The 26,300-nt window shown below is 61.1% G+C and carries 27 protein-coding genes; 9 read left to right on the forward strand and 18 right to left on the reverse strand.

Annotated elements, in window-relative coordinates; all coding sequences use genetic code 11:
* Positions 1-419: 419 nt before the first annotated feature.
* From CLU93_RS08060 to CLU93_RS08075, 4 genes are all read left to right on the forward strand, one after another.
* Positions 420-3,227, forward strand: a complete 2,808-nt coding sequence (locus CLU93_RS08060; protein ID WP_099764293.1) for a valine--tRNA ligase — start codon at positions 420-422, stop codon at positions 3,225-3,227.
* A gap of 153 nt (positions 3,228-3,380) precedes the next feature.
* Positions 3,381-3,809 carry a DUF2147 domain-containing protein gene (locus CLU93_RS08065; RefSeq protein WP_373629875.1) on the forward strand — a complete coding sequence of 143 codons (429 nt, stop codon included), beginning with the start codon at positions 3,381-3,383 and terminating at the stop codon, positions 3,807-3,809.
* Between the two features lie 274 nt (positions 3,810-4,083).
* Entirely contained in the window at positions 4,084-5,847 is a 1,764-nt protein-coding gene (locus CLU93_RS08070) for an Ig-like domain-containing protein (protein ID WP_257224908.1), read from the forward strand.
* Between the two features lie 13 nt (positions 5,848-5,860).
* Positions 5,861-7,000 (forward strand): OmpA family protein, encoded by a 1,140-nt coding sequence (locus CLU93_RS08075; protein ID WP_099764294.1) that lies wholly within the window; start codon positions 5,861-5,863, stop codon positions 6,998-7,000.
* A gap of 39 nt (positions 7,001-7,039) precedes the next feature.
* Here CLU93_RS08075 and CLU93_RS08080 read toward each other — a convergent pair whose 3' ends face one another.
* From CLU93_RS08080 to tyrS, 11 genes are all read right to left on the reverse strand, one after another.
* On the reverse strand, positions 7,040-7,516 hold the full coding sequence (locus tag CLU93_RS08080; protein WP_099760694.1) for a YaiI/YqxD family protein: 477 nt from the start codon (positions 7,514-7,516) through the stop codon (positions 7,040-7,042).
* A 32-nt stretch (positions 7,517-7,548) separates the two neighbouring features.
* Complete coding sequence (ruvB, locus tag CLU93_RS08085) at positions 7,549-8,604, reverse strand: Holliday junction branch migration DNA helicase RuvB (RefSeq protein WP_071079481.1); 1,056 nt, start codon at positions 8,602-8,604, stop codon at positions 7,549-7,551.
* 6 nt (positions 8,605-8,610) lie between these two features.
* Positions 8,611-9,189: a Holliday junction branch migration protein RuvA gene (ruvA, locus tag CLU93_RS08090; RefSeq protein WP_071079482.1), complete on the reverse strand. Its 579-nt coding sequence runs from the start codon at positions 9,187-9,189 to the stop codon at positions 8,611-8,613.
* A gap of 154 nt (positions 9,190-9,343) precedes the next feature.
* Positions 9,344-9,883, reverse strand: coding sequence for a crossover junction endodeoxyribonuclease RuvC (gene ruvC / locus CLU93_RS08095; RefSeq protein ID WP_099760695.1), 540 nt, complete (start codon positions 9,881-9,883; stop codon positions 9,344-9,346).
* 136 nt (positions 9,884-10,019) lie between these two features.
* Positions 10,020-11,606 carry a bifunctional phosphoribosylaminoimidazolecarboxamide formyltransferase/IMP cyclohydrolase gene (purH, locus tag CLU93_RS08100; RefSeq protein WP_099760696.1) on the reverse strand — a complete coding sequence of 529 codons (1,587 nt, stop codon included), beginning with the start codon at positions 11,604-11,606 and terminating at the stop codon, positions 10,020-10,022.
* A 102-nt stretch (positions 11,607-11,708) separates the two neighbouring features.
* Entirely contained in the window at positions 11,709-11,942 is a 234-nt protein-coding gene (locus CLU93_RS08105; RefSeq protein WP_008445162.1) for a helix-turn-helix domain-containing protein, read from the reverse strand.
* A gap of 169 nt (positions 11,943-12,111) precedes the next feature.
* A complete protein-coding gene (gene dusB / locus CLU93_RS08110; RefSeq protein WP_099760697.1) occupies positions 12,112-13,164 on the reverse strand; it encodes a tRNA dihydrouridine synthase DusB in 1,053 nt (350 codons plus the stop codon).
* A 118-nt stretch (positions 13,165-13,282) separates the two neighbouring features.
* Positions 13,283-13,927: a histidine phosphatase family protein gene (locus tag CLU93_RS08115; protein ID WP_099760698.1), complete on the reverse strand. Its 645-nt coding sequence runs from the start codon at positions 13,925-13,927 to the stop codon at positions 13,283-13,285.
* A 3-nt stretch (positions 13,928-13,930) separates the two neighbouring features.
* Positions 13,931-14,575, reverse strand: coding sequence for a YbhB/YbcL family Raf kinase inhibitor-like protein (locus tag CLU93_RS08120; protein ID WP_099760699.1), 645 nt, complete (start codon positions 14,573-14,575; stop codon positions 13,931-13,933).
* A gap of 19 nt (positions 14,576-14,594) precedes the next feature.
* Positions 14,595-15,044, reverse strand: a complete 450-nt coding sequence (gene dtd, locus CLU93_RS08125) for a D-aminoacyl-tRNA deacylase (protein ID WP_099760700.1) — start codon at positions 15,042-15,044, stop codon at positions 14,595-14,597.
* Positions 15,041-16,306, reverse strand: a complete 1,266-nt coding sequence (tyrS, locus tag CLU93_RS08130) for a tyrosine--tRNA ligase (protein WP_096233803.1) — start codon at positions 16,304-16,306, stop codon at positions 15,041-15,043. Before tyrS ends, dtd begins: the two co-directional genes overlap by 4 nt.
* A 154-nt stretch (positions 16,307-16,460) precedes the next feature.
* Here tyrS and CLU93_RS08135 point away from each other — a divergent pair, with 154 nt between their 5' ends.
* Positions 16,461-17,828 (forward strand): M23 family metallopeptidase, encoded by a 1,368-nt coding sequence (locus CLU93_RS08135; RefSeq protein ID WP_099760701.1) that lies wholly within the window; start codon positions 16,461-16,463, stop codon positions 17,826-17,828.
* Positions 17,829-17,951: 123 nt separating this feature from the next.
* Positions 17,952-19,046 carry an anhydro-N-acetylmuramic acid kinase gene (locus CLU93_RS08140; RefSeq protein ID WP_099760702.1) on the forward strand — a complete coding sequence of 365 codons (1,095 nt, stop codon included), beginning with the start codon at positions 17,952-17,954 and terminating at the stop codon, positions 19,044-19,046.
* Between the two features lie 65 nt (positions 19,047-19,111).
* Here the strand turns inward: CLU93_RS08140 and erpA are convergent, their stop codons facing one another.
* The 5 genes from erpA to rplM all read right to left on the reverse strand — a co-directional run bounded on the left by erpA (position 19,112) and on the right by rplM (position 22,087).
* Positions 19,112-19,474, reverse strand: coding sequence for an iron-sulfur cluster insertion protein ErpA (erpA, locus tag CLU93_RS08145; protein ID WP_029496047.1), 363 nt, complete (start codon positions 19,472-19,474; stop codon positions 19,112-19,114).
* Between the two features lie 94 nt (positions 19,475-19,568).
* Positions 19,569-19,958, reverse strand: a complete 390-nt coding sequence (locus CLU93_RS08150) for a bactofilin family protein (protein ID WP_099764295.1) — start codon at positions 19,956-19,958, stop codon at positions 19,569-19,571.
* Between the two features lie 90 nt (positions 19,959-20,048).
* Positions 20,049-21,086, reverse strand: a complete 1,038-nt coding sequence (gene argC / locus CLU93_RS08155; protein WP_099760703.1) for an N-acetyl-gamma-glutamyl-phosphate reductase — start codon at positions 21,084-21,086, stop codon at positions 20,049-20,051.
* 170 nt (positions 21,087-21,256) lie between these two features.
* Positions 21,257-21,649, reverse strand: coding sequence for a 30S ribosomal protein S9 (rpsI, locus tag CLU93_RS08160; protein WP_010393285.1), 393 nt, complete (start codon positions 21,647-21,649; stop codon positions 21,257-21,259).
* 9 nt (positions 21,650-21,658) lie between these two features.
* Complete coding sequence (rplM, locus tag CLU93_RS08165; RefSeq protein ID WP_010393282.1) at positions 21,659-22,087, reverse strand: 50S ribosomal protein L13; 429 nt, start codon at positions 22,085-22,087, stop codon at positions 21,659-21,661.
* 225 nt (positions 22,088-22,312) lie between these two features.
* On the opposite strand from rplM, the gene CLU93_RS08170 reads away from it, so the two are divergent.
* Positions 22,313-22,735 carry an OsmC family protein gene (locus CLU93_RS08170; protein WP_099760704.1) on the forward strand — a complete coding sequence of 141 codons (423 nt, stop codon included), beginning with the start codon at positions 22,313-22,315 and terminating at the stop codon, positions 22,733-22,735.
* A gap of 99 nt (positions 22,736-22,834) precedes the next feature.
* On the opposite strand, the gene coq7 is transcribed toward CLU93_RS08170, so the two are convergent.
* Positions 22,835-23,479: a 2-polyprenyl-3-methyl-6-methoxy-1,4-benzoquinone monooxygenase gene (gene coq7 / locus CLU93_RS08175; RefSeq protein WP_099760705.1), complete on the reverse strand. Its 645-nt coding sequence runs from the start codon at positions 23,477-23,479 to the stop codon at positions 22,835-22,837.
* An 87-nt stretch (positions 23,480-23,566) separates the two neighbouring features.
* Positions 23,567-23,998, reverse strand: coding sequence for a hypothetical protein (locus CLU93_RS08180; RefSeq protein WP_099760706.1), 432 nt, complete (start codon positions 23,996-23,998; stop codon positions 23,567-23,569).
* A gap of 148 nt (positions 23,999-24,146) precedes the next feature.
* Here CLU93_RS08180 and CLU93_RS08185 point away from each other — a divergent pair, with 148 nt between their 5' ends.
* Both CLU93_RS08185 and CLU93_RS08190 read left to right on the forward strand, forming a co-directional pair.
* Positions 24,147-24,926, forward strand: coding sequence for an ABC transporter ATP-binding protein (locus tag CLU93_RS08185; protein ID WP_099764296.1), 780 nt, complete (start codon positions 24,147-24,149; stop codon positions 24,924-24,926).
* 3 nt (positions 24,927-24,929) lie between these two features.
* Complete coding sequence (locus CLU93_RS08190; protein WP_099760707.1) at positions 24,930-26,126, forward strand: ABC transporter permease; 1,197 nt, start codon at positions 24,930-24,932, stop codon at positions 26,124-26,126.
* Positions 26,127-26,300 lie beyond the last annotated feature (174 nt).

Raw genomic sequence — 26,300 nt, forward strand, 5'->3', positions numbered from 1 at the left:
GCGGGGGATGCCGTATCAGAAGACGACGCGCCGGACGAAAGATCCTGGCTAAGCTGTGACGGCAGCGGCGTGCAATGGACGCGCCGCTTTGATTCCGCCGTGAATGGTGCACCGCTGGCGGTGCGCGTGGCTCAGGCGCCCGGCCCGAAGGGGACGCTCTGAAGGTGGCTGGCATCGCAGATGCGCTGGCCGTGTGCGCGGATGCGAGTTCGATAAAACTGCATCTGCTGGCGCCGTCCGCAAAGATAGGGCAGGTGGCGCCGAGGCCGGCATTATAACATCGGCATCCCTTCCATCCCCGTTCTGTTGCTGAAAAACGGCCCGCAAAGCCGCCAAAACACTGAAAAAGGCGGGTTGCCACGCTGCAGGCGATGCCGCGTCATCTATAATGGTTCCTTTTGCCAATCACACGCCAAATCATGGAATTAGCCAAGTCTTTCGAGCCCGCCGACATTGAACAATTCTGGCGCACCGAGTGGGAACAGCGCGGTTACTTTACCGCCACCCTCGATGCCGGAAAACCTTCCTTCAGCATCCAGTTGCCGCCGCCGAACGTCACCGGCACCCTGCACATGGGCCATGCGTTCAACCAGACCATCATGGATGGCCTGACCCGCTACCACCGCATGCTGGGCCACAACACGGCCTGGATTCCTGGCACCGACCACGCGGGCATCGCCACGCAAATCGTCGTGCAGCGCCAGCTGGACGCGCAAAAGATTTCGCGGCATGACCTGGGCCGCGAGAAATTCGTGGAAAAAGTGTGGGAATGGAAAGAAAAATCCGGTTCCATCATCACCGGCCAGATGCGCCGTCTGGGCGCCTCGGCCGACTGGCAGCGCGAATACTTCACGATGGACGAGCCACGCTCGAAAGTCGTCACCGACGTCTTCGTGCGCCTGTTCGAGCAAGGCCTGATCTACCGCGGCAAGCGCCTGGTGAACTGGGACCCCGTGCTGGGCACGGCTGTGTCCGACCTGGAAGTGGTATCCGAGGAAGAAGACGGCTCCATGTGGTACATCAAGTACCCGCTGGTCGACGGCAGCGGTTTCCTGACGGTGGCCACCACGCGTCCTGAAACCATGCTGGGCGACGTCGCCGTGGCCGTCGATCCGACGGACGAGCGCTACGCAGCACTGGTGGGCAAGATGCTCAAACTCCCGCTGACCGACCGCGAAATCCCCATCATCGCCGACGAATACGTCGACAAGGAATTCGGCACCGGTTGCGTGAAGATTACCCCGGCGCATGATATGAACGATTACGCCGTGGGCCAGCGCCACAAACTGGCGCAGATCGTCATCCTGACCCTGGACGCGAAGATCACCGACGACGCGCCCGAAGCCTACCGCGGCATGGACCGCTTCGCCGCGCGCAAGCAGATCGTCGCCGACCTCGACGCGCAAGGCTTGCTGGAACAGGTCAAACCGCACAAGCTGATGGTGCCGCGCGGCGACCGCACGGGCGTCGTCATCGAGCCGATGCTGACGGACCAGTGGTTTGTCGCCATGAGCAAGCCGGCCCCGGAAGGCACTTTCTTCCCCGGCAAATCGATCGCCGAAACGGCGCTGGACAAGGTCGCCAATGGCGAAATCAAGTTCGTACCGGAAAACTGGAGCACCACCTACAACCAGTGGCTCAACAACATCCAGGACTGGTGCATCTCGCGCCAGCTGTGGTGGGGCCATCAGATTCCGGCCTGGTACGACGACAAGGGTAATATCTTCGTTGCCAAGACGGAAGCGGAAGCCATCGCCAAGGCGCAGGCCGCCGGCAGCACGGGCCCGTTGAAGCGCGACGACGATGTGCTCGACACGTGGTTCTCGTCGGCCCTGGTGCCATTCTCGACCATGGGTTGGCCGGAAGAAACGCCGGACATGAAGGCGTTCCTGCCGTCGTCCGTGCTGGTGACGGGTTTCGACATCATCTTCTTCTGGGTTGCGCGCATGGTCATGATGACGGCGCACTTCACGGGCAAGGTGCCGTTTGACACCGTCTACGTGCACGGCCTGGTGCGCGATTCGACGGGGCAAAAAATGTCGAAGTCGAAGGGCAACACCCTGGACCCGATCGATCTGATCGACGGCATCGACCTGGAAGGCTTGATCGTCAAGCGCACCACCGGCCTGATGAACCCGCGCGATGCGGAAAAGATCACCAAGGCGACGCGCAAGGAATTCCCGGACGGCATTTCGGCCTACGGCACGGACGCCGTGCGCTTCACCATGGCCAGCTATGCCTCGCTGGGCCGCAACATCAATTTCGACCTGGGCCGCTGCGAAGGCTACCGCAACTTCTGCAACAAGATGTGGAACGCCACGCGTTTCGTCATGATGAATACGGAAGGCAAGGATTGCACCCCGAACGAGGCCGACCTGTCGCAAGCGGACAAGTGGATCATCTCCTTGCTGCAACGCGCTGAACTGGACGTGGCCAAGGGCTTTGAAGACTTCCGTTTCGACAATATCGCCGCCACCATCTACAAATTCGTCTGGGACGAGTATTGCGACTGGTATCTGGAAGTGGCCAAGGTACAAGTCCAGCAAGGCACGGAAGGCCAGCAACGCGCCACCCGCCACACCCTGCTGCGCGTGCTGGAAGTGGTGCTGCGCCTGGCCCATCCGATCATTCCGTTCGTCACGGAAGCCCTGTGGCAGACGGTAGCGCCTTTGGCCGGCAAGACCCTGAAGGCAGAAGGTGATTCGATCATGATGCAGCCGTACCCGATCGCCAACACCGACAAGATCGACGAATCGGCCGAAGCGTGGATGCAGCAGTTGAAAGCCCTGACGGACGCCACGCGCAACCTGCGCGGCGAAATGCAAATCTCGCCTTCCGTGCGCGTGCCGCTGATCGTCGAAGCGGGCAATGCGACGGAAAAGGCCGCGCTGGCCTCTTACGCACCGTACATCCAGTCGCTGGGCAAGCTGGCCGAGGTGCAGATCGTCGATGCGCTGCCGGACTCGCCAGCGGCCGTCGCCATCGTCGGCACCACCAAGTTGATGCTGAAAGTGGAAATCGACGTGGCTGCCGAACGCGAACGCCTGGGCAAGGAAATCGCCCGTATCGAAGCGGAAATTGCCAAAGTAAATAGTAAATTAGGCAATGAAAGCTTCGTCGCGCGCGCCCCGGCCGCCATCGTTGCGCAAGAAAACGAGCGTTTGCTCAGTTTTTCGGCCACAATTGAAAAATTGCGCGAACAGTTTGCTAAACTAGCCAGCGCATAAGGCAAGTTTGGAAGGATTGCGCGGCCGTCCCAGTGACGCCGCGCAGCACTGCTGGTCTTGCCTTGGTATATAACTGTTCGTGCCCCGATCAAAAAAAACCATTGGAGACTGGCAATGCATACACTATTCAAAACAAGCATCACAGCAAGCATCATGGTGGCCGCCCTGGCCATCGCCGGCAGCGCCACCGCGCGCGACGGCAACTACACCCCCGTCGGTACGTGGAAAACCATCGACGACGCCAGCGGCAAGCCGAAATCGCTCATCGTCATCACGGAAAACAACGGCGTCTTGCAAGGCAAGATCGACAAGCTGTTCCGCGGCCCTGACGAAGACCAGAATCCCAAGTGCGACAAGTGCACGGGCGCCAACAAGGACCAGCCCATCGTCGGCATGGTGATCCTGTCCGGCCTGAAATATGATGGCAAGGAATGGACGGGCGGCGAAATCACGGACCCGGCCAATGGCAAGACCTACAAGAGCAAGGCAGAACTGACGGAAGGCGGCACCAAGCTGCAAGTACGCGGCTATATCGGCGTGCCGATGTTTGGCCGCTCGCAGACGTGGGTGCGCGCAGAGTAATCACTGCACGCCCTGCCCTGATGAAGCCGGCCTTGCGCCGGCTTTTTTACGTCTTGTCCCACATACGCCGTTGTTTTTCAGGCCGAATCGTTTCTTTTTGAACAGTTTTCCAATTGCCGACAAGCTAAGCGCGCCAGCGCACATACCTCCAGTTTCCTAGATGAAATAGTGCATGCCTGTGACGCCATCGCCCTGTAGCGACGGGCGGCATGGCTCTGCCGGATGACCTCATCCGCGGATGCCCGGCAGTGACTGCCATGCACAAAGGAAACACATGAACCTCTTCAAACGATATCTGAACCCGCTGCTCGTCTCGGCAGGGCTGCTGGCCATGGCCACCCTGGCCGGTTGCGGCGGCGGCGACCAGGGACGCGATCCCATCCTCGGCTTGCCGGCTGCCACCTTGTCCAGCCTGGCTGTCACGCCAGCCACGGCGACGGTCGCCATCGGTGCGGGCCAGCAATTCACGGCCATCGCCACGTATAGCGACGGTTCCGCGCAAGACGTCAGCGCCAAGGCGGCCTGGACGTCGGCTACGCCGGCCAGCGCAACCGTCAATGCGGCCACGGGCTTGAGCACCGGCATCGCTGCCGGCAACAGCAACATCAGCGCCGCGTTCGGCGGCAAGAGCGCGGCGGCCCAGCTGACCGTCTCGCCCGCCACGCTCACGGCGATTGCCATCACGCCGCTCACGCCAGCCATCGCCATCGGCGCAACGCAGCAATTCACGGTAAGCGGCAGCTTCAGCGACGGCACCACGCGCGACGTCACGGCCGTGTCGGCCTTTGCCTCCGCCACCCCAGCCACGGCCAGCATCGCCGCGGACGGACTGGCGCTGGGCAAAGTTGCCGGCACGACGCAGATCACCGCCACCACGGGCACGCTCACGGCCAGCACGGTCTTGACCGTCAACCCGGCCACCTTGCTGTCGATCGCCGTCACGCCGCAAAGCCCCATCGTGCCAGTGGCCGCGACGCGCCAGCTGGCCGTCATTGCCACCTACTCGGACAACAGCACGGCTGACGTCACGGCTGGCAGCAGCTTCGTGTCAGTCACGCCAGCGGCGGCCACGGTCGCCAGCAGCGGCCGCGTCACCGGCGTTGCCTTTGGTAGCAGCGTCATGAACGCCAGCTTCAACGGACAGACGGCCAGCACCACCGTCACCGTACCGGCCCTCACCCTGGTCAGCATCGCCGTCACGCCAGCCACCGCCAGCATCGCCGTCGGTACCCAGCAGCAATTCGTTGCCACGGCAACGTATTCGGACAGCTCGAACGCCATCATCACCAACAGCGCCGCCTGGACTTCGGGCACCGTTGCCAATGCCACGGTACTGAATACGGGCGTCGCCGCCGGCACCAGCAACATCACGGCCACAGCCGGCGGCCAGTCGGGCAGCGCGCTGCTGACCGTCACCGCCGTCGCTATCCCGCCCGCATTCAATCCGATCATCCTGGGCCGCGCGGCGCCATTCGGCGTACTGGCAGGCACCTCGATCACCAACAATTCGGGTGGCACCACGCTCATTCGGGGCGATGTTGGTGCGCCTTCGCAAACGGTCGACCCGACCCAGGCGGCAGGTTTTACCAACTACAAGTCGGGCGCCATCCTGGCCGGCGCCATGACGGATCTGCAAGCGGCGATCACGGACGGCAATAGCCGTACCTGCGACGTCAGCTTTGCCGGCGGCATCGACCTCGGTGGCCAGACCTTCGGCCCCGGCGTGTATTGCTATGCGGGCGCCATCAGTATCACGGGTACCCTGACCTTGAACGGCCCCGGCGTGTACATCTTCCGCACGGCATTGACGCTCGATTCGACCGTCAACTCCATCGTTGCCCTGAACAATGGCGCCACCGCCGACAACGTTACCTGGTTGCCCGTCGGCCCCACCACCCTGGCCGCGAACAGCGTCTTCAAGGGCAATATCCTGGGCCAGTCGGCCGCCATCACGGTGGGCGACAACACGACCCTGCTCAATGGCCGCGTGCTGACGGCTGCCGCCGTTACCCTGCGCAACAACCAGATCACCAAATAATCGGGACATGACGATGACTATCGCACACACACTGGGCGCCTTGGGCGTGATGACGGCCTCGCTGCTGGCAGCGCAAGCGGCGCAGGCGCAAGACAACACTTTCATCAACCCGGACTGGGCCAACAGCGCCTGGTACATCGGCGCGGGCGTGGGCCAGTCGCGCGCCACCATCGACGAGCCGCGTCTGCGCACCAGCCTGGCCGCCAACGGCGAGACGGTCACCGGCTTTACCAAGGACGAGCGCGACACCGGCTATAAATTGTTTGTCGGCCGGCAACTAAACCAGTATGTCGCCGTGGAAGCCGGTTACTTTGACCTGGGCAAGTTCGACTTCAAGTCGACCACCAGCGGCAACGGCGTGCTGAACGGGCAAGCGGGCTTTCGCGGCGTGAACCTGGACTTGCTGGGCCAGCTGCCGCTGTCGCAGCGCCTGTCCTTGCTGGGCCGGGTCGGCATGCATTACACCAAGACCAACACCGAATTCAGCGGCAACCGCCTGCTGGGTTCAACGAATACGCATGCCAGCGAGCGTAAGCTCAACGCCAAGCTGGGCCTGGGCCTCGAATACAAGTTCAGCGAAGCGCTGGCCCTGCGCGGCGAAGTCGAGCGTTATCGTCTGAACGACGCCGTCGGCAACCGCGGCGATGCGGACCTGTATTCCGTCAGCCTCGTGTATAAACTGGGCCGCCCGGCCAGCGCCACGCCAGCCTACCAGCCGGCGCCCGAAGTCGCCCCTGTCGTCGCCATGCCGGCGCCCGTCGTCGTGGCCGCACCGGCACCAACACCGGTGGCGGAAAAAGTGTCGTTTGCGTCGGAAGCGCTGTTTGACTTCGATCAATCGACGCTCAAGCCGCAAGGCAAGGCGGCGCTCGACCAGCTACTCGGTCAATTGACGGGCATGGACCTGGAAGTCATCGTCACGGTCGGTCATACGGATGCCGTCGGTTCCGACGCCTACAACCAGAAGCTCTCGCAGCGCCGCGCCGAAGCCGTCAAGGCCTATCTGGTCACGCAAGGCGTGGAAACGAACCGCGTCTACACGGAAGGCAAGGGAGAAACGCAGCCCGTGGCCGACAACACCACTGCCGCCGGGCGCGCCAAGAACCGCCGCGTAACGGTGGAAGTGGTGGGCACGAGAAAAGTCGCGCGTTAAGTTGCATGCGCATAAAAAAACCGGCTTGCGCCGGTTTTTTTACGTCTGCCGCACTGCCACTGCCGGCTTGCGGTGATGCTTGCTCAGATGCCGGTCCAGGCTGTTGGCGAACTGCTGCCGGTCGGACTGGCTGAAGGCGGCCGGGCCGCCCGTGTCCACGCCGCCGCTGCGCAACTCTTCCATGAAGGCGCGCATCGTCAGTTGCTGGGCGATATTGTCCTTCGTGTAAAACTCGCCGCGCGGATTGAGCGCAAAACCGCCCTTGGTCAGCACGTCGGCCGCCAGCGGAATGTCGCCCGTGATGACCAGGTCGCCGGGATTCAACAGCCGCACGATTTCCTGGTCGGCCACATCGGCGCCGGACGGCACTTGCACGGTGCGGATGAAACGCGAAGGCGGCACGCGCAAGCCCTGGTTGGCCACCAGGGTGAGCGGCAACTCCAGGCGGTCGGCCACGCGGTACAGGATTTCCTTGATGACCACGGGACAGGCATCGGCGTCGATCCAGATCTGCATACCCGGCATGCCCGGCCTTCCCTCTTCCGCCATCACAATTCCCACGCTTCACCACCGGGGCCGATACGCGGCGCGCTGACGCCGAAGTGCAGGTAGGCGGCCGGCGTGGCGACCCTGCCACGCGGCGTGCGCTGCAAGAAACCTTGCTGTATCAGGTACGGTTCCAGCACGTCTTCGATGGTATCGGCCGCTTCGCCGATGGCCGCCGCCAAATTGCCGATGCCGACGGGGCCGCCGCCGAACTTGAACAGCACGGCTTCGAGCAGCTTGCGGTCCATCACGTCGAAGCCGGCGGAATCGACGTCGAGCATGGCCAGTGCGCGGTCGGCCACCACCTTGGTGATTTCGCCATTGCTTTTGACTTCCGCGAAATCGCGCACGCGGCGCAGCAAACGGTTGGCGATGCGCGGCGTGCCGCGCGCGCGCTGGGCGATCTCATGCGCGCCTTCCGGGTCGATCGGCGCTTTCAGCAAGGCGGCGCTGCGCGTGACGATCTTCGTCAATTCGCTCGTGTTATAGAACTCCAGGCGCGCGACGATGCCGAAACGGTCGCGCAGCGGATTGGTCAGCATGCCGGCGCGCGTAGTGGCGCCGACCAAGGTAAACGGTTGCAAATCGAGCTTCACGGAACGGGCGGCCGGGCCTTCGCCGATCATGATATCGATCTGATAATCCTCAAGCGCCGGATATAAAATCTCTTCCACGACAGGCGACAGCCGGTGGATTTCATCGATGAACAGGACGTCATTCGCTTCCAGGTTCGTCAAAATCGCCGCCAGGTCGCCCGGGCGCTCCAGCACGGGGCCCGAGGTCTGGCGCAAATTGACGCCCATTTCGCGCGCGATGATGTGCGCCAAAGTCGTCTTGCCCAGGCCCGGCGGGCCGAACAGCAAGGTGTGATCGAGCGCTTCCTTGCGCTGGCGCGCGGCCGTGATGAAGATTTCGAGCTGGTCGCGGATCTTTTCCTGTCCCACGTACTCATCTAACTGCTTCGGACGCAAGGCCCGTTCGATCGCCTCTTCGTTGTGCGAGATGGGCGCCGCGTCGATGATGCGCTGCTCCGTGAAGATATCGGTCTGGATGCTCATGCGTTATCAGCCTTTCGACAGCGCTTTCAGCGCCAGTTTGATGCCGTCCGACACGCCACTGCTGGCCGGCACGTTTTTCACGGCCGCCATTGCTTCCTTGTCCGAGTAGCCCAGCGCCAGCAGGGCATTGAGGATATCGGACTGCGCATCCGGCGCCGCATGCGCGCCCAGCGGGCCAAGATCGGCACCGATCTTGCCCTTCAGTTCCAGCAGCAAACGCTCGGCCGTCTTCTTGCCGATGCCGGGCACTCTGACCAGGCGGCCCGAATCCTGCAAGGTGATCGCTTGCGCCAGGTCGGCGATCGTCATGCCGGACAGGATCGACAGCGCCATGCGCGCGCCCACGCCCGTGATCTTGATCAGCTGACGGAACACGGCGCGCTCGGCCGCATTGCCGAAACCAAACAACAGATGCGCATCTTCGCGGATGGCCTGGTGCGTGAACAACACGACTTTTTCGCCCACATGGGGCAGGTTGTAAAAGGTGCTCATCGGCACGTCGACTTCATAGCCGACGCCCTGGCAATCGACCAGCAATTGTGGCGGATTCTTTTCAAGCAAAATACCGGAGAGACGGCCTATCATCGCATGTTCCTAATGAAATTAAATTGTAAACAAAAGCTTATTGGAGTGTTGCGGCTGTCAGGCCATGTTCAGGGCAAGGCGCACTGCCGAAGACAGTACGAATAGTACGGCAAGGCAGTGCAACGACGCCATGGACTTGGCATGGCAGTCGCAACTATCCGACGAGGCGGCCGCGTTTCATGCGCAGACCCTGCAGTTGCGGCGCCAGCGCGCCGAGCATGGCCAGCGCATCGATGCTGTTGGCGTGGCAAATGGCCACACCCAGCGCATCGGCCGCATCCGTGCCGGGCAAGCCGGGCAGTGACAGCAGCCGCGCTACCATGTCCTGCACCTGCTCCTTGGCCGCCTTGCCATGGCCCGTGACGGCCTGTTTCACTTGCAGCGCCGTATATTCGGCCACCGACAGGTCGGCGTGGACCAGCGCGCAAATGGCCGCGCCACGCGCCTGGCCCAGCAGCAGGGTCGATTGGGGATTGACGTTGACAAACACTTTTTCGATGGCCGCGCAGTCGGGCTGATAGGTGCCGACGATTTCGCTCACGCCCTGCAAGATGATCTTCAGGCGCGGCGGCAATTCCCCTTCGGAAGCCGTCTTGACGGTCCCCGATGCGATATAGCGCAGCTTGTTGCCGTGTTTTTCAATGACCCCAAAGCCGGTGGTGCGCAGGCCAGGATCGATGCCAAGAATAATCATCGCCAGATTCTATAATGAATACGGCAGGCACCGGTGAATAACCGGTGCCTGCCGTATTGTGTCGCAGCAACCCAGAACAACATCTGGGGTCGGACCCTCAGGGTCCGACCCCGGTCATTGCCGTTGGGTTCAATTATCAATGACGGAAGTGACGCGTGCCCGTGTACAACATGACCACACCGCGCTCGTCCGCCGCATCGATCACTTCCTGGTCGCGCATGGAGCCGCCCGGGTGGATGACGCAGGTCGCGCCCGCGTCGACGACGACGTCGAGGCCGTCGCGGAACGGGAAGAAGGCGTCCGACGCCACCACGGAACCGGTCAGCGACAGGCCGGCGTTTTGCGCCTTGATGGAAGCGATGCGGGCCGAATCGATACGGCTCATCTGGCCAGCGCCCACGCCCAGGGTCATGTTATTGCCGCAGAAGACGATGGCGTTCGACTTGACGAATTTCGCCACTTTCCAGGCGAACATCAGGTCGGACAATTGCTGCGGCGTAGGCTGCAGCTTGCTGACCACGCGCAAGTCGCCGATACCGACGTTTTTCGCGTCCGGCGATTGCACCAGCAAGCCGCCACCGACGCGCTTGAAATCCATGGCGTTGACGCCGCTGCCCAGCGGGATTTCCAGCATGCGCACGTTTTGCTTGCTCGACAGAATCTGTTTCGCTTCAGCGGAGAACGATGGGGCGATCAGCACTTCGACGAACAGCTTGGCGATTTCGCCGGCGGTAGCGCCGTCGAGTTCGGTATTAAACGCGATGATGCCGCCAAACGCGGAGGTCGGGTCCGTCTGCAGCGCGCGCGCGTACGCTTCGGCCGCATTCTTGCCCAGGGCGACGCCGCATGGGTTCGCATGCTTGACGATGACGCAGGCGGCGCTTTGCTCGAAACCGCCCAGGCTCTTCACGCATTCCCAGGCCGCATCAGCATCGGCGATGTTGTTGTACGACAATTCTTTGCCTTGCAGCTGGCGGTAGTTGGCCAGCGCACCATCGATGGTGACCAGGTCGCGGTAGAAGGCGGCGCTCTGGTGTGGATTCTCACCGTAGCGCATGTCTTGCACTTTCTCAAATGCAACATTCAACACTTGCGGATAAGCGCCGCGCTCGGCGTGCACTTTTGTCGGGCCCAGGCTGGTCAGGTAGTTGGTGATGGCGCCATCGTATTGCGCCGTGTGCGCAAAGACTTTTTTCGCCAGCATGAATTTGGTGTCGTAGCTGACCGTGCCGGCCGTGCCGTCGGCCGAGCGCAGCTCGGCCAGCACGGCGTTGTAGTCGGTCGGATCGCAGATGACGACCACGTCCTTGTGGTTCTTGGCCGCCGAACGCAGCATGGTCGGGCCACCGATATCGATGTTTTCGATCGCGTCTTCCAGCGTGCAATCGGCCTTGGCGACCGTGCCCTGGAACGGGTACAGGTTGACCACCACCATGTCGATGGTCGGCATGTCGTGCTCGACCAGTTTCGACATGTGCTCAGGGAAATCGCGGCGCGCCAGGATACCGCCGTGCACTTTCGGGTGCAGGGTCTTCACACGGCCATCGAGCATCTCCGGGAAACCGGTGTAATCGGCAACTTCCGTGACGGGAACACCGTTGTCGGCCAGCAATTTGGCGGTACCGCCGGTGGACAGGAGGTTGACGCCGAGGGCAGACAGGGCACGGGCGAATTCGAGAACGCCGGTCTTGTCGGAAACGGAGAGGAGAGCTTGTTTGATCATGGCTGTGGCTAGGTGGTTAAGTGTTCTTGGCGAATGGCGCCGCTCAGTCGTCTGGCTGAGGCGGCGGCGGATTCAAATCTTGGCGTCACTTGCATGCCGGCATTACAGCAAACCGTGCTCCTGCAATTTCTTGCGCAGGGTATTGCGGTTGATGCCCAGCATCTGCGCGGCGTGCGACTGGTTGCCATCGGCGCGTGTCATCACGACTTCCAGGATGGGCTTTTCCACGGTCAGCACGACCATGTCATAGATATTCGACGCTTGCTGTTCGCCCAGGTCATTGAAGTAATCTTCTAGACTTTTCTGTACGACTTCCTGAATGCTTTCTTTGCTCATTTTTATGCTTCAACCGGCTGAACACCTGGCTATCGGGCGCCGCGCCGCTCATGCGGTCCGCGTGCTGCCCTCTTGCCTCGGTGTTGTAATTAATATTGCATGACGCTCTGTATATAGGCGCTCGCCCTTGTGCTGCTGGTAACTGACTACCCTGCTTGTTGCTATCTGCTCATGCTGCCGTGGCCATAGGTTTGATCACATCGATCAGGCCACTTTCACTGGATTCGGAGAGGCGGTATTGTAACCGTTCGCCAAATTTCCATTGCGACTCAAAAAATTGATCCACGGCCAGCAATTGCGCGTCCGTCGACTCCAGCAAGTTCATTTGCTGTCGGAACGCCTCGCCGCCTTCCAGATCCTTGACGTACCAGCCGATGTGCTTGCGCGCCGTGCGCACGCCGAGAAATTCACCGTAAAACGCGTAATGGGCGCGCAAATGCTCATCCATCAGGGTGCGCACTTCATCCACATACGGCGCCGGCAATAAGGTGCCGGTGCGCAGGAAATGGTCGATCTCGCGGCAAATCCACGGCCGGCCCTGTGCCGCACGGCCGATCATGACGGCATCGGCGCCCGTTTGATCCAACACAAAACGGGCCTTTTCCGGGCTGGTAATGTCGCCGTTGGCCACCACGGGGATGCCCACCGAGGCTTTCACCGCGGCAATAGTTTCATATTCGGCATCGCCCTTGTAGCCATCGGCGCGCGTGCGGCCGTGCAAGGTCAGCATCTGGATGCCGGCCTGCTCGGCGATGCGGGCGATGGTCAGGGCATTCTTGTTTTCACGGTTCCAGCCCGTGCGAAATTTCAGGGTGACGGGCACGTCGACGGCGTTGACGACGGCGTGCAAGATCTTTTCGACCAGGCTTACGTTTTGCAGCAAGGCCGAACCGCACCAGCTGTTGCACACCTTCTTCACGGGGCAACCCATGTTGATGTCGATGATCTGCGCGCCCCGGTCCACGTTGAACTTGGCGCAATCGGCCAGGTCTTGCGGATCGGCACCGGCGATTTGCACGGCTTTCGGCTCCATTTCACCTTCATGGTCCGTGCGGCGCGCGCTTTTTTCCGTCGCCCACAGGCGCGGATTCGACGCCGCCATCTCCGACACGGCATAGCCGGCACCCAACTGCTTGCACAACTGGCGGAAAGGCCGATCCGTCACGCCCGCCATGGGAGCGACGAAAACGTTGTTGCGCAGAATGTGAGGGCCGATTTGCACTGAAGAACCTGGAATGGACGGAGGAACCTGCTATTTTAACCGATCCCCTGCCTATTTAATAAGCACTATTTTTTGGGACTAGTGCGTCAGAGTGACGCCGGGGCCACCTAGAGTGCTCTTAGCCCAGCTCGTCCATCGCGGGCGCGCTCAGATGTTCGATATTTCCCCAATGCACTAAATGCAGCTTGCCGTCCGCATACGAAAAACGGTTGACGCTGGCATTCTTGACCTGGAAGTCGCGTGGACTGTCGAGCGTCATGCCGACCGCCTCGCGGTAGGCGCATTCGAGCACGCCGCCATGCGCGACGATGGCGATCGTCTGGCCGTCATAGCGTTCGGCCCAGCGGGCGATGGCGCCGTTCGCACGTGCGTAAAACTGGCGGAAGCTCTCGGCCTCGCGCTCGCCGGACGGCATCACGGCGTCGATCTGGCGCGATTGCCATTGCGCATACTCGTGCGGATAGCGTGCGGCAATATCGGCATACAGCAAGCCTTCGAAGGCGCCATAGCAGCGCTCGCGCAGCAAGGGGTCCGTCTGCACGGGCAAGTCTTTCACATCGGCCACGGCTTGCGCCGTTTGCTGCGCGCGCTGCAGATCGCTGGCGAGGATGGCGGCCAGCGGCTCATCGGCCAGCGCCTGCCCCAGCGCGCAAGCTTGCGCCAGGCCCGCTTCGTTCAGGGCGATGTCGATATGGCCCTGCAGGCGGCGGCCCGCATTCCAGGCCGTTTCGCCATGGCGTATCAGTAAGATCGTGGTGCTCATGCTTTATTTTTTCAGAGTAAGTGCCAGCTCGGGGTTGAGCGAATAGGCGACAACGAGCTGGGCTTCGTCGAGGATGTGGCCGTAGAGTGCGGCATGGGCTTGCTGCCCCGTAAAACGTTCGGGCAAGGCCAACTTTGGCACGTCGAGCGCATACAGGCGGAAAAGATAATGGTGGATGCGCTCGTCATTCCACGGCGGGCACGGACCATCATAACCGTAATAATCGCCGGCCATGGCGGCATCGCCGGCAAACCAGCCCGTGTAGTCGTTGAGGCCCTCGCGCAATTGCAGCCCAGTACCAGTGCTGGCCGCCTTGCCGCGCGGCGTGATGCCGCTGGAAAATTCCCCGGCGGCAATCATCCGCATGGCGGGCGGCAAGTCGAGCACGCTCCAGTGATAAAAATCGCCGCGCGGCGCCGTCAGCGGCAGGGACTGGTCGTCGCGGTTGGCCAGGCTGGCGTCTTGCGGCGCATCGGGGTCGATGCAGAACAGGGCCAGCGACTCGGTGCCGTTCGGTACCTCGTCCCAGGCCAGATGGGGATTGCGGTTGCCGGCGAGGCGCACGCGGCTGGCCGGATCGATCTCGGCAAAGGCATTCTCGGCCGGCATCAGGCCGCCATCACGAAACGTCTCGCTCCACAATTTCATCGCGTGCTCCTCTTTATCGTTATTGTTTTGCGTTCACTTGCAGCCAGAAGGTGACAGGCCCGTCATTGGTGAGTGACACCTGCATGTCGGCGCCAAACTGTCCCGTTTGCACGTTCGCATGGCGGTGGCGCGCCTGCGCCACGAAATGCGTGAACAGGCGCAAGCCATCTTGCGGCGCGGCCGCTGGCGTGAACGACGGGCGCGTGCCGGACTTGGTGTCGGCCGCCAGCGTGAACTGCGGCACCAGCAGCAAGCCGCCGGCCACGTCCGTCACGCTGCGGTTCATCTTGCCCGCTTCGTCGGCAAACACGCGATAGCCGAGCAGTTTGGTCAGCAAGGCGTCCGCTTCCTTTTCCGTATCGCCGCGCTCGGCGCACACCAGCACCATCAGGCCGGCGTCGATGGCGCCGATGGTGGCGCCGGCAACGTCGACTTTCGCCTGGGTGACGCGCTGCAGCAGCGCGATCATGCCGTCAGGGTGACGCGCGCGAAACTGCGCTTGCCAACTTGCAACACGAATTCGCCCGCCGCCACTTGCAAGCCCTTGTCGCTGATGACGGTGCCGTCGATGCGCACGCCGCCCTGGTCGATCTTGCGCATGGCTTCCGACGTCGATGGGCACAGACCCGCTTGTTTCAGCAATTGCGGGATGCCCAGCGGCGCGCCAGCCAGGGTCACTGCCGGGATATCGTCGGGAATGCCGCCCTTCGAGCGGTTGACGAAGTCGGCCAGCGCATCTTCGGCCGCCTGCTGCGAGTGGAAACGGGCGACGATCTCTTGCGCCAGTGCAACCTTGGCATCGCGCGGATTGCGGCCTTCCTCGACTTCGCGCTTCAGCTGGGCCAGGTCGGCGATCGAGCGCCACGACAGCAGCTCGTAGTAGCGCCACATCATGACGTCGGAAATGCTCATCAGCTTGGCGAACATGGTGTTGCCCGGTTCCGTGATGCCGATGTAGTTATTCTTCGACTTGGACATTTTTTCCACGCCGTCCAAACCTTCCAGCAGCGGCATGGTCAAAATACACTGCTGCTCCTGTCCGTACTGCTTTTGCAGTTCGCGGCCCACCAGCAGGTTGAACTTCTGGTCCGTGCCGCCCAGTTCCAGGTCTGATTTCAGGGCCACCGAGTCGTAACCTTGCATCAGCGGGTACAGGAATTCATGCACGGAAATAGGAATACCGCCCTGGAAGCGCTTGGTGAAGTCGTCGCGCTCGATCATGCGCGCCACCGTGTAGTGGGAAGCGAGCTGGATGATGCCGCGCGCACCCAGCGGATCGCACCACTCGGAGTTATAGCGGATTTCCGTTTTACTGGCATCCAGCACTAAAGATGCTTGCGCGAAATACGTCATCGCGTTAATCTCGATCTGTTCTTTGGTCAAAGGCGGACGCGTGACGTTGCGGCCCGAAGGGTCGCCGATCATGGAAGTGAAGTCGCCGATGAGGAAAATGACTTGATGGCCGAGGTTTTGCAGCTGGCGCATCTTGTTCAGTACGACAGTGTGGCCCAGATGCAAGTCGGGTGCAGTCGGGTCCAGGCCCAGTTTGATGCGCAGTGGAACACCGGTTTTCTCGGAGCGTGCTAATTTTTGCGCAAATTCGCTTTCGATCAAGAGTTCGTCGACGCCACGCTTGGTAATCGCGAGGGCTTCTTGTACTCTGTCCGACAGTGGAAGTGCGGTCTGAGCGGCGTTAGCCTTGGCAGGCGATGCGGTGGTGTTGATTTCCATAAAATTTGACTATAAATCTCAAAATGGTAGTAGGTTTGCGGAGTTTGTTATAATGCTCGATCCCATCAATCTTGCCGTATGAAAACGAACCAAAATAACAATAACAAAGAGCATTAGTTCAGGTCACGTTCAAGGGCAAATTTTAACTGATTGCATGAACCCTATACATAAAATCACAAGCTCACGCTTGTACACACAGCTGACGACGACACGCAAGGCACGCATTATCGGCGCGTCGGCAGTGCTGCTCGCCGTGGCCGCCTTCGGCGCAGTCGCTGTGTCGCCCATGGCACCCGACGCATCCGACTTGCCGGTCACGTCCATCGCCCAGAACCTGGAAATGCCTGATCTCGCTTCGCAAATTTCCGCGATGGAACAGGTAGACCAGAACTTCACCCACGAAGAAAAAGTCCGCGCTGGCGATACCCTCGCCACGCTGCTGACCCGTCTCGGCGTGGATGATCCGGCGGCCGCCAATTTCATCAAAACCGACAAGATCGCGCGCGGCGTGATGTTGCTGAAATCGGGCAAGCGCGTGCAAGCGCAAACGACCGAAAACGGCGACCTCAACTGGATGCGCGCCACCCTCGTCGACGGCACGGACAAATCGGTCAAGAACATCCTGATCACCCGCAAGGGCGACAAGTTCGTGGCCACGGAAGTGGCAGCCCAGCTGGAACGCCGCGTTGAAATGCACGCGCGCAAGATTACCTCCACCCTGTTCGCCGCCACCGACTCCAGCCTGGACGGCACCCGCCTGCCAGACTCGATTTCCGCGCAAATCGTGGAAATGTTCTCCACCAATATCGACTTCCGCTCCGACCTGAAACGCGGCGACGCATTCAATGTCGTCTACGAAACGTTCTGGCAAGATGGCGAATTCGTCCGAGCGGGCCGTATCCTGGCCGGTGAATTCACCAACCGCGGCACGACTTACCAGTCCGTTTGGTTCGAAGACCCAGCCAGCAAGCAAGGCGGCGGTTACTACAGTTTCGACGGCAAGTCGCTCAAAAAAGCCTTCCTGAAATCCCCCCTCGAATTCTCCCGTATCTCGTCCGGCTTTTCCATGCGCGTGCACCCGATTTCCGGCAACTGGAAAGCGCACAAGGGCATCGATTTCGCCGCAGCAACGGGTACCCCTATCCGCGCCTCGGGCGACGGCGTGGTCGATTCCGTCGGCAGCCAAAACGGCTACGGCAATGTTGTTGTCCTGAAACACTGGGCCAACTACACCACCGCCTACGCCCACATGAGCCGCTTCGCTTCGGGCCTGAAAAAAGGTCAAAAAGTCAGCCAGGGCGATGTGATCGGCTACGTCGGCACCACCGGCTGGTCCACGGGCGCCCATTTGCACTATGAATTCCGCGTCGGCGGCGTGGCACAAGACCCAAGCAAGCTGAACGTACAAGCCCAGGCGCCGTTGACGGCTGCCGAGCTGAGCCGCTTCCGCATGGTATCGGCCGACATGATGCACCGCTTCACCCTGCTGCGTCCAAACGACACGGCACTGGCGTCGCGCTAAGCAACACTGCCTTCGGGCAATCGTCAAAGGCACCGCCCATGCAGATGGCCGGTGCCTTTGTTTTATGTACGCCGGAAAATGCGGCACAATGTACCCATCACTGACGCCTTCAAGGAAACACCCATGCTGTATATCGGTTTGATGTCGGGCACCAGCCTGGACGGCGTCGACGGCGCCCTGGTCGATTTTTCCGACGATGGCAGCGTGCGCAGCCTGGGCGACGCGTATATTGCCTTTCCCGCCAGCCTGCGCGCCGACCTGATGGCCTTGCAAAGTGCCGGCCAGAATGAAATCGAACGCGAAGCGCTGGCGGCGAATCAACTGGTGCGCCATTACGCCGACTGCGTCGCCATGCTATTGAGCAACGCGGGCATCGTCGCGGATGCCGTCGCCGCCATCGGCGCGCACGGCCAGACCATCCGCCACCGCCCCGAGCTGGGCTTTACGCGCCAGTTGAACAACCCGGCCCTGCTGGCTGAACTGACGGGTATCGATGTCATCGCCGACTTGCGCAGCCGCGATGTGGCGGCCGGCGGCCAGGGCGCGCCGCTGGTGCCCGCTTTTCACCAGGCCATTTTCAATTTGCCCGGCCACACGCGCGTGCTGGCCAATATCGGCGGCATCAGCAATATCAGCGTGCTGCACGCGGACGGCGCGGTGACGGGCTACGACACGGGCCCCGGCAATGCCCTGATGGATGGCTGGGCCCTGCGGCACCTGGGCCAGCCCTACGACGCCAACGGCGCCTGGGCCGCCACGGGCAAAGTCCTGCCTGCCCTGCTGGCGGATTTGCTCAATGACCCGTATTTTGACTTGCCGGCGCCGAAAAGCACGGGCCGCGACCTGTTCCATGCCGACTGGCTACAGGACAAGCTGAGCAACTATCCGCAGGCCACACCTGCCGACGTGCAGGCCACCCTGACGCAGCTGACGGCCGCCAGCCTGGCGCATGCCATCGCGCGCGACGGGGCGCAGGCGGAAAACGTGTATGTGTGTGGCGGCGGCGCGCAGAACGCCAGCCTGATGGCGGCGCTGGCGCACGCCTTGCCGGGCATGGCGGTGGCATCCACGCAAGCGCTGGGCGTGGCGCCCAGCCAGGTCGAGGCGCTGGCGTTTGCCTGGCTGGCCTGGCGCTTTACGCAGCGCAAACCAGGCAACTTGCCGGCCGTGACGGGCGCGGCGGGCTTACGCGTGCTGGGTGCGCTGTATCCGCGTTGAGCAGATGTAGAAACACAAATAGCGGATCATCGATCCGCTATTTTCTTGCTTGCTCCGTTTAATACTTAAACGGAGAAGGACGAACCGCAACCGCAGGTGGACGTGGCTGTCGGATTCTTGATCACGAACTGCGCGCCTTCCAGGTCATCCTTGTAGTCGATTTCCGCGCCGACCAGGTACTGGTAGCTCATGGAATCGATCAACAACTGGACGCCGTTCTTGACCATGGTGGTGTCATCTTCATTGACGATTTCGTCGAAGGTGAAACCGTACTGGAAGCCGGAACAGCCGCCACCCTGCACGAAGACGCGCAATTTCAGGTCGGGATTGCCTTCTTCCTCGATCAACTGCGCGACTTTTTCGGCGGCGCTATCGGTAAAGATGATAGGCGAAGGGATCACATCTTGCATTTCAGCGACTGCATTCATTTCAGACTCCTCAGAAAACATAGCCTCATTATAGACTGTTGGCACAACTCGCGCTGCGGCCGCCACTGACACGACTGGACGGTGTTGTTCCTGCTCACATTTCAGACACGGCCAGGTGCAGCACGGGGTCGGCGCTGTCGTGGCGGCTGAGCTTGCCCTGCACCTGGGCGCCGCTGTGCATTTCCAGCACCTTGTAATAGACCTCTCCTACAATGCGGGCTTTTGGCTGGATTTCAAGCATTTCGGACACATACACGGGGCCATTGATCTCGCCGCTGACGACCAGGCTGGAGCAACGCACTTCGCCATCGATGCGGCCCGCCTCGCCCAGCACCACATGCGTGGACTCGCCCGGCTCGCCCGTGACATTGCCGTGCACATGGCCATCGATGCGCAAGCCGCCGCAAAACAGCAAGTCGCCCTCGATCCGCGTGGAGGCGCCGATCAGGGTGTCGATGGGGTTTTTCGCGTTGCGCTCGAACATGAACGTCATCCTGTCGGGGTAGGCGGCAATCCAATTTATCACAGGTGCGGCAAAAAGGCGCCGCACCTGCGCAAGCACGCCTGCCTATTTTTACGGCAGCAGGGCGATGTGTTGCAAACCGGCTGTTTCTTTCAGGCCAAACATCAAGTTCATGCACTGCACGGCCTGGCCCGATGCGCCCTTGACCAGGTTGTCTTGCACCACCAGCACGATGACGGTATTGCCGCCTTCGGGACGGTGCAAGGCCAGGCGCAGCATGTTCGAGCCGCGCGTGGAGCGGGTTTCCGGGTGCGAGCCGAATGGCATCACGTCGACGAATGGCTCATCCTTGTATTGCTCTTCGAACAAGGATTGCAATTCTTCATTGCTGACATCCTTGTTCAGCTGCGCGTACAGGGTTGAGTGCATGCCACGGATCATCGGCACCAGGTGCGGCGTGAAGGTCAGCGCCACTTTGTCGTCCGTGAAACGCTGCAGTTGCGCCGTCGTTTCCGGCAGGTGGCGATGACCGGCCACGCCGTAGGCTTTGAAGCTGTCGCTGCTTTCCGAGAACAGGATGCCGATTTCCGCCTTGCGGCCGGCGCCGGACACGCCCGACTTGCAGTCGGCGATGAGACCGCCCGCGTTGACCAGGCCAGCCTTGAGCAGCGGGTAAAAGCCCAGCTGCATGGTGGTCGGGTAGCAACCGGGGTTGGCGATCAGGCTGGCTTTTTTAATGTCTTCGCGGTTCAGTTCCGGCAAGCCATACACGGCCTGCTCGATCAGTTCCGGGGCCGTATGGGCAATCTTGTACCATTGCTCGAACTTGGCCTGGTCTTTCAGGCGGAAGTCGGCGGCCAGGTCGATGACTTTTACGCCGGCGGCCAGCAAGGCTGGTGCTTGCGCCATCGCAACGCCGTGTGGCGTGGCAAAGAAGACCACGTCACACTGTGCCAGATTCGCCTTGTCCGGCGAAGTAAACGCCAGTTTGACGTGGCCACGCAGGGAAGGATACATGTCAGCAACGGGCAAGCCATCTTCCTTGCGCGAGGTAATCGCCGTCAACTCGACATCTGGATGGGTAGCGAGCAAGCGCAGCAATTCCACGCCCGTGTATCCAGTACCGCCGACGATGCCAACTTTGATCATGTTCTTTCCTTGTGTATAGAGTGCATAAAGATGAAGGGAAATGCTCCCCCTGCGGGTTTTCCGCGTATTTTACAGCGCAACGGCGCATCCCGCTGAAATGCAAAAAAGCCGCGGGACCGAAGTCCAGCGGCTTTTCGACCAGCACCTCGAAAGGTGCTGTAGCGTAAGAATTAACGCTTCGAGAATTGCTTTGCGCGACGTGCTTTGCGCAGACCAACTTTTTTACGCTCGACTTCACGTGCATCGCGTGTTACGAAGCCGGCTTTAGCCAGTTCCGGTTTCAACGCTGCATCGTAGTCGATCAGAGCGCGGGTGATGCCGTGACGAACTGCACCAGCCTGGCCCGACTCACCGCCGCCATGGACGTTGACTTTGATGTCGAAACGCTCGACATTGCCGGTCAGTTCCAGAGGTTGACGGATGACCATCAGACCCGTTTCGCGCGAAAAGTATTCGTTTGCTGGTTTGCCGTTAACAACGATCAAGCCTGTGCCAACTTTGATAAAAACCCGAGCCACTGCACTTTTGCGACGGCCGGTTCCATAATTGTAATTACCGATCATGTCAGTTCCTTAGAGAACAAGTGCTTTAGGTTGCTGAGCAGCGTGCGGATGGGAACCTTCCGCGTACACTTTCAGCTTCTTGATCATTGCGTAGCCGAGTGGGCCTTTAGGCAGCATGCCCTTGACCGCTTTCTCAAGCGCGCGACCTGGAAAACGCTGTTGCATTTTCTGGAAGTTGGTTTCGTAGATGCCGCCTGGATAGCCAGAGTGACGGTAGTAAATTTTCTCAGTAGCTTTGGTACCGGTCACACGCAGTTTGCCTGCGTTGATGACGACGATAAAGTCGCCGGTATCGACGTGAGGAGTAAATTCTGGTTTGTGTTTGCCGCGCAGTCGGAGTGCCACTTCGCTGGCAACACGTCCGAGGACTTTGTCCGTCGCGTCAACCACGAACCAATCGCGCTGGACTTCATGTCCTTTAGCGGAAAATGTTTTCATGTTGACTTCCTAATAGATTACACGCTCAAATGGTGGTTCCGCCGATGCTGCCATGCGGACTCTGCCTTATTTACTTTTCCTGAGCGAACGGAAAGCCGACAAGTATAAGCGGCTTTGCCTTGCCGCGTCAAGCCACGATGCAGACCGGCTGCGGGCTGGCAGGCGGCACATGGACAGGCATTCCTCTATTACAATACAAAACGCTTACAATTTTCGGAGAGTACGATGGAATGCAAAGTCAGCTGGAATGGCCCGTCGGGCATGAGTTTTCGGGCAGAAACCGGCTCCGGCCACCTGGTGACCATGGATGGCGCGCCCGATGGCGGCGGCCACAACCTGGCGCCACGCCCCATGGAAATGGTCTTGCTGGGTACGGGCGGCTGCACCGCCTATGACGTGGTGCTGATCCTGAAACGCGGGCGCGAAGCCGTCAGTGGCTGCGAAGTGACCCTGAAGGCCGACCGCGCCGACACCGACCCGAAAGTGTTTACCAAGATCCACTTCCATTTCACCGTGCGGGGCAAGGCCCTGAAACCGACGGCCGTGGAACGGGCCGTGACTTTGTCGCACGACAAATATTGCTCGGCATCGATCATGCTGGCGAAAACCGCAGAAATTACGCACTCGTTCGAAATCATCGAGGAGTAGGTCGGGTAGGTCGGATTAGCGGGGCAAGGCCCCGCGTAATCCGACGACACCGGTAGCGCCAACAATGTTGTCGGATTACGGCCTGCGGCCTAATCCGACCTACAGGTAATACGCGGTTTTCGTCATCACTTTGCCCATGATGCCCATCAACGCCTTGACGGGTGCCGGGGTGTCGATGGCGCCGAGGCGCTGCGCTGCGGCGCCGTGTTCCACTTCATCGATGGCCATCTGCTTGACGATGGCGCGCGACTTGGCGTCCTGCGGCGGCAATTGCTGCAAGTGGCTGGCCAGGTGCGCTTCCACCTGGCGTTCCGTTTCCACCACAAAACCCAGGCTGCGGCCGTCGCCCATGCGCGCGGCGATGGTGCCCAGTGCAAAGGAACCCGCATACCACAAAGGGTTGAGCAGGCTCAGACGCGAGCCCAGCTCGGTCAGGCGCTGCGCCGTCCAGGCCAGGTGGTCTTCCTCTTCGCGTCCCGCCTCGTCGAACTGGACGCGGATGGCCGGGCTGTGCGCATAGCGCGCCTGCGAGTTGTACAGGGCTTGGGCGCACACTTCGCCCACGTGGTTGACGCGCATCAAGCCGGCGCTGTGGCGCTGCTCGGCCGCGCTCAGTTCCGCATCGGGCGCGTGCGCGGCCGGCGAGGGGCGCGAGGCCGAAGCCACGCCCGCGATGACGCGCAAGGCCTTGTCGGCGCCAACAATCAAACGATCCAGGGGGTCAAAATGGCGGTTCGCGGTCATCGTGGCTATGCTCATGAGTAGTAAAACATGAATTATAGGACGATCGGGGCCAGCCGTACCCACGCCGCGCGCAGGGTGAACGGGGCTTTATTGACTTGTGCGCGCTTTTTCCTGCTCGATCCAGTCGACCACGGGGCCGACGGCATCGAGGCCGGACAGGCTTTTCGCCACGCCCAGGTTCAGTGAAATCAGGAAAGAAATGCTGTCGACGGGAATGTCCGGGCAATGCGAGATAAACGCGGCGCGAAAACGCTCCGACTGCAGCACGCGCAAGACTTTCTCGCCACTCATGAATTGCAGCACGCTGGCGATGCTGTGCCCGCCACCGAGCGAGTGGTAGATAAAGCGGTTGTACTTCGCGTCGATCTGCTTGAAATCGAGCGCTTCTTCCGTCATCAGGCCGGCCAGGTAGTACAAGCCCAGGCTGACACGGAAGAAACCGATGGCCTCGGCACTGGTCATGCCGGCGCGCGCCACGGCCAGTACCTTGTCCTGCATCGCCTGATCGATCGTTCGCATTGCACTCTCCCGCGCCGTCCGCCGGCGCCTACCGGGCCAGCTTGCATGAAGATGCTGTTTTTTTCAATAGACCAAACGATATTTCCACCTTGCAAGTTACATTTTTTGCATGCTACTCTCGTTCTTCACCGTCAAATGGATGAAGCACATGATTGAAGTCAAGCACCTGGCAAAACGTTTCCGCATGCCACCCCACAAGGGCAAGGGCGTGCACGTCAGCGATCCGCGCGAACACGACGGCTGGTTTCACGCCGTGCGCGACGTCAGTTTCAGCTGCGCCCCGGGCGAGGTGCTGGGCCTGCTGGGCCCGAATGGCGCCGGCAAGACCACCACTTTGCGCCTGCTGTCGACGGCCCTGCAAGCGGACGCGGGCAGCGCCCTCGTCAACGGCGTCGATGTGCTGCGCCAGCCGCTGGTGGCGCGCCAGAGCATCGGTTTCCTGTCCGGCTCGACGGGCTTGTATGGGCGCCTGACGGCGCGCGAGAACGTGGAATATTTCGGCCGCCTGCACGGCATGCCGGCCGACAAGCTGAAACGCCGCTGCGACGAACTGTTTGCCCTGCTGCAGATGGAGGAATACGGCGGCAAGCGGGCCGATCAGTTGTCGACCGGCATGAAACAGAAGTGCGCGATCGCCCGCACCGTCGTACATGAGCCGCAAGTGGTGATCCTCGACGAGCCGACCACGGGCCTCGATGTGATGTCGGCCAAGATCCTGCTCGACTTCATCGCCAGCTACAAGGCGCTGCGCGTGCCGCTGATCTTTTCCACCCACCATCTGCACGAGGTGGAAAAGCTGTGCGACCGCGTCTGCATCATCAACCGCGGCACCACCGCCTTCAACGGCACGGTCAACGAACTGCGCCACCTGGGCGGCAGTGCCGATCTGTACGACGCCTTTGTCAGCGTCGTCAACCAGGGAACCTGAGCCATGTGGACCATTTATCTGAAAGAGTTGCTGGAGCTCACGCGCGACCGCAAGACGTTGATTTTCACCATCCTCATCCCCATCTTTGCCATGCCGCTGATCTTTGGCGGCTTCGCTTATGTTTCAAGCAATATGTTCAAGAACGCCAAGACGGCGGAAATGCGCTATGCGCTGTTCGGCAAGGACCATTCGCCGGGCTTGAGCGCGCGTTTTGCGCAGCAGCACAACTTGCGCGAAGTGCCGCTGGCCAGCGAGGCAGAGATTCGCCGCGCCATCGGCGACGACAGCATCAAGTTCGCCGTCGTCATTCCGCCCCGGTTTGAAGAAGCGCTGCAGCAACACCAGCAAGCCAAGGTAGTGCTGCACTACAACAGCGCCAGCACGGTCGACGTGACCTTGCAGCGGGTGCGCGAGATCGTCGAGGCGTACAACGCCAGCCTGCGTGAAAGCGCGCTGTCGGCCCTGAACCTGAGTCCGGCCCAGCTTGCCTTCGCCCTGCACCCCATCGTGCTCGACAAGCAGTCGACGGCCAACGAGCGTGAGCAGATGGGCGCCATCGTCGGCGGCATGCTGCCCTATCTGCTGCTGATGGTGTGCCTGACGGCGGCCATGTACCCGGCCATCGACCTGGGCGCCGGCGAAAAGGAGCGGGGCACGCTGGAAACCCTGCTGCTGGCGCCCGTGCCGCGCAGCGCCATCGTGCTGGCCAAGTTCCTCGTGCTGTTTACGGTGGGCATGACGTCGGCCGTGCTGATGGTGGGCAGCATGGGCGCCCTGCTGGCCATCTTCGGCAGTTCGCTCGAAGGCAACATGGCCGTCATGGTGCGCAGCATCGGCTTGCCCGACCTGGCCATGGTGACCCTGATGCTGGTGCCGACAGCCGCCATCTTTGCCTCGCTGCTGCTGTCGATCTCGATCTACGCAAAAAGCTACAAGGAAGCGGCCGGCATGATCACGCCATTGATGCTGTTCGTCATCCTGCCCACGGTGGCGGCCATGCTGCCCGGCGTCGAGCTGAACTGGATATGGGCCATGGTGCCGCTGACCAACGTGTCGCTGGCCATGAAGGAACTGGTCAAGGGAACCATGGATTACCGCATGTTCGGCGTGATCCTGGCCTCGACCACGGTGATCGCGGGCGCGCTGCTGATGCTGTGCCGCTGGTGGTTTAACCGGGAATCAGTACTGTTCCGTAATTGATAATTACGCGGCGCGCTGGAAAGACCAGATCCGGCGCGCCGCCCACCCCGCTCATCTGCAATCTGGGCACGCGAAAATGCCGTGTATCGCATGCAACTGCCCAGTACGTCTTAAATTCAATACAATGCCAGCATAGAGTATGCCCTGTAGCATCGGGCAGCAACGCATGAGTCA

The organism is Janthinobacterium sp. 35, assembly GCF_002754575.1.
Classification (GTDB): Bacteria; Pseudomonadota; Gammaproteobacteria; order Burkholderiales; family Burkholderiaceae_D; genus Janthinobacterium; species Janthinobacterium tructae.

Excerpts from the sequence above, each read along its gene's own strand:
- CLU93_RS08060 (WP_099764293.1), top strand. The coding sequence starts at position 420 with ATGGAATTAGCCAAGTCTTTCGAGCCCGCCGACATTGAACAATTCTGG.
- CLU93_RS08065 (WP_373629875.1), top strand. The coding sequence starts at position 3,381 with ATGGTGGCCGCCCTGGCCATCGCCGGCAGCGCCACCGCGCGCGACGGC.
- CLU93_RS08070 (WP_257224908.1), top strand. The coding sequence starts at position 4,084 with ATGAACCTCTTCAAACGATATCTGAACCCGCTGCTCGTCTCGGCAGGG.
- CLU93_RS08075 (WP_099764294.1), top strand. The coding sequence starts at position 5,861 with ATGACTATCGCACACACACTGGGCGCCTTGGGCGTGATGACGGCCTCG.
- CLU93_RS08080 (WP_099760694.1), bottom strand. The coding sequence starts at position 7,516 with ATGCAGATCTGGATCGACGCCGATGCCTGTCCCGTGGTCATCAAGGAA.
- ruvB (WP_071079481.1), bottom strand. The coding sequence starts at position 8,604 with ATGAGCATCCAGACCGATATCTTCACGGAGCAGCGCATCATCGACGCG.
- ruvA (WP_071079482.1), bottom strand. The coding sequence starts at position 9,189 with ATGATAGGCCGTCTCTCCGGTATTTTGCTTGAAAAGAATCCGCCACAA.
- ruvC (WP_099760695.1), bottom strand. The coding sequence starts at position 9,883 with ATGATTATTCTTGGCATCGATCCTGGCCTGCGCACCACCGGCTTTGGG.
- purH (WP_099760696.1), bottom strand. The coding sequence starts at position 11,606 with ATGATCAAACAAGCTCTCCTCTCCGTTTCCGACAAGACCGGCGTTCTC.
- CLU93_RS08105 (WP_008445162.1), bottom strand. The coding sequence starts at position 11,942 with ATGAGCAAAGAAAGCATTCAGGAAGTCGTACAGAAAAGTCTAGAAGAT.
- CLU93_RS08115 (WP_099760698.1), bottom strand. The coding sequence starts at position 13,927 with ATGAGCACCACGATCTTACTGATACGCCATGGCGAAACGGCCTGGAAT.
- CLU93_RS08120 (WP_099760699.1), bottom strand. The coding sequence starts at position 14,575 with ATGAAATTGTGGAGCGAGACGTTTCGTGATGGCGGCCTGATGCCGGCC.
- dtd (WP_099760700.1), bottom strand. The coding sequence starts at position 15,044 with ATGATCGCGCTGCTGCAGCGCGTCACCCAGGCGAAAGTCGACGTTGCC.
- tyrS (WP_096233803.1), bottom strand. The coding sequence starts at position 16,306 with ATGGAAATCAACACCACCGCATCGCCTGCCAAGGCTAACGCCGCTCAG.
- CLU93_RS08135 (WP_099760701.1), top strand. The coding sequence starts at position 16,461 with ATGAACCCTATACATAAAATCACAAGCTCACGCTTGTACACACAGCTG.
- CLU93_RS08140 (WP_099760702.1), top strand. The coding sequence starts at position 17,952 with ATGCTGTATATCGGTTTGATGTCGGGCACCAGCCTGGACGGCGTCGAC.
- erpA (WP_029496047.1), bottom strand. The coding sequence starts at position 19,474 with ATGAATGCAGTCGCTGAAATGCAAGATGTGATCCCTTCGCCTATCATC.
- CLU93_RS08150 (WP_099764295.1), bottom strand. The coding sequence starts at position 19,958 with ATGTTCGAGCGCAACGCGAAAAACCCCATCGACACCCTGATCGGCGCC.
- argC (WP_099760703.1), bottom strand. The coding sequence starts at position 21,086 with ATGATCAAAGTTGGCATCGTCGGCGGTACTGGATACACGGGCGTGGAA.
- rpsI (WP_010393285.1), bottom strand. The coding sequence starts at position 21,649 with ATGATCGGTAATTACAATTATGGAACCGGCCGTCGCAAAAGTGCAGTG.
- rplM (WP_010393282.1), bottom strand. The coding sequence starts at position 22,087 with ATGAAAACATTTTCCGCTAAAGGACATGAAGTCCAGCGCGATTGGTTC.
- CLU93_RS08170 (WP_099760704.1), top strand. The coding sequence starts at position 22,313 with ATGGAATGCAAAGTCAGCTGGAATGGCCCGTCGGGCATGAGTTTTCGG.
- coq7 (WP_099760705.1), bottom strand. The coding sequence starts at position 23,479 with ATGACCGCGAACCGCCATTTTGACCCCCTGGATCGTTTGATTGTTGGC.
- CLU93_RS08180 (WP_099760706.1), bottom strand. The coding sequence starts at position 23,998 with ATGCGAACGATCGATCAGGCGATGCAGGACAAGGTACTGGCCGTGGCG.
- CLU93_RS08185 (WP_099764296.1), top strand. The coding sequence starts at position 24,147 with ATGATTGAAGTCAAGCACCTGGCAAAACGTTTCCGCATGCCACCCCAC.
- CLU93_RS08190 (WP_099760707.1), top strand. The coding sequence starts at position 24,930 with ATGTGGACCATTTATCTGAAAGAGTTGCTGGAGCTCACGCGCGACCGC.